Annotated in this window: 2 protein-coding genes; both read left to right on the forward strand. The window is 73.7% G+C overall.

The genetic code is table 11. The annotated features are described in order from the left end of the window. A partial coding sequence (locus H5J29_RS31305) for an acyl-CoA carboxylase subunit beta (RefSeq protein WP_181784538.1) occupies positions 1-1,462 on the forward strand: 1,462 nt, incomplete at its 5' end. Positions 1,463-1,559: 97 nt separating this feature from the next. Next, positions 1,560-1,789, forward strand: a 230-nt coding sequence (locus H5J29_RS31310) for a nucleoside hydrolase (protein WP_181784539.1), incomplete at its 3' end; no start/stop codon positions are given.

Genomic DNA, 1,789 nt, shown 5'->3' on the forward strand with positions numbered 1-1,789 from the left:
CAAGCGGGTCACGCTCGACGAGGCCCGCCCCGCCGCCGTCGGACGCAGGCACGGCAAGGGGATGCGGACGGCGCGGGAGAACCTGGCCGACCTGCTGGACCCGGGGAGCTTCACCGAGTACGGCGGGTTCGTGATCGCGGCGCAGCGCAGGCGGCGCACCCTCGAGGACCTCATCGCCGCGACCCCGGCGGACGGCCTGCTGACCGGCACCGGGACCGTCGACGGCGTCGCGGTCGCGGTCCTCGTCTACGACTACACCGTCCTGGCGGGCACCCAGGGCGTGCACAACCACCGCAAGACCGACCGGCTGCTGGAGCTCGCGAAGCGCCGGAGGCTGCCGGTGGTGGTGTTCGCGGAGGGTGGCGGCGGGAGGCCGGGGGACACCGACACGTCCGCCGTCGCGCAGCTGGACGTCCCCACGTTCCGGCTGATGGCCGAGCTGGCGGGCACCGTCCCGACGGTCGCGGTCGTGGCGGGCTACTGCTTCGCGGGCAACGCCGCGCTGGCCGCCGCGTGCGACCTGATCATCGCCACCGAGGGCAGCAGCCTCGGCATGTCCGGCCCGGCCATGATCGAGGGCGCGGGGCTGGGTGTGGTGGCGCCGCAGGACGTGGGACCGATGTCCGTGCAGGTGCCCAACGGGGTGGTCGACGTCCTGGTGCCCGACGAGGCCGCCGCCGTCGCCACCGCGCGGCGCTACCTGCGCCGGGTGACCGGGGTGCCCGCGGCCGAGGTCGCGTGCGCCGACCAGCGCCTGCTGCGACACCTGGTCCCGGAGAACCGGGTGCGCGTGTACGACATCCGACCGGTCCTGGAGACCCTCTTCGACACCGGCAGCGTGCTGGAGGTGCGCGCGGGGTTCGGCACCGGGATCGTGACGGCGTTCGCCCGGCTCGAGGGCCGTTCGGTGGCGGTGCTCGCGAACGACCCCACCCACCTCGGCGGCGCGATCGACGGCGACGCCGCGGACAAGGCCACCCGGTTCCTGCAGCTCTGCGAGGAGCGGAGGCTGCCCGTGGTGTCACTCGTGGACACGCCCGGCTTCATGGTGGGCGCCGAGGCCGAGAGGACGGCCACCGTCCGCCGGTTCGGCGCGATGTTCGTGGCGGGGGCGCGGTTGACCACGCCGCTGGTCGCGGTGGTGCTGCGCAAGGGCTACGGGCTGGGCGCGATGGCGATGACCGCGGGCGACCTGCGCGCGGCCACGCTGACCGTCGCGTGGCCCACCGGCGAGTTCGGCGGGATGGGCCTGGAGGGCGCCGTCCGGCTCGGGTTCCGCAAGGAGCTCGACGCGATCGCCGATCCCGAGGCCCGGCGGGCGCGGTACGAGGAGCTGCTCGCCGACTACTACGACCGCGGCAAGGCGCTGAGCGTGGCCACGGTGGGCGAGATCGACGACGTCATCGACCCCGCGGACACCCGCGAGGTGGTGGCGCGGGCCCTCCAGACCGCGTCGAGATGAACGTCGGTGCTGTGTGGTCATGGTCGGAACAGCACCGACGTTCATCTCGGCGGGCCTCGTGCCGCTCGGTCAGGCGTCCGTGTAGGAAGATCGGCGCGTGACGACCCCGGTCTACCTCGACTGCGACACCGGCATCGACGACTCCCTCGCCCTGCTCTACCTGCTGCGCTCGCCGTCGGTGGAGCTGGTGGGCATCGGCACGGTGAGCGGCAACATCGACGCCGCCACGGCCGCTCGCAACACCCTCGACCTGGTCGCGCTGGCCGGCGGGTCGGTGCCGGGGGAGTGGGTCCTCATCCACGTCGGGTTCGCGCTCTCCAAGATCGA

Origin of the sequence: Pseudonocardia pini (assembly GCF_013870575.1) — a bacterium.
Classification (GTDB): domain Bacteria; phylum Actinomycetota; class Actinomycetes; order Mycobacteriales; family Pseudonocardiaceae; genus Pseudonocardia; species Pseudonocardia pini.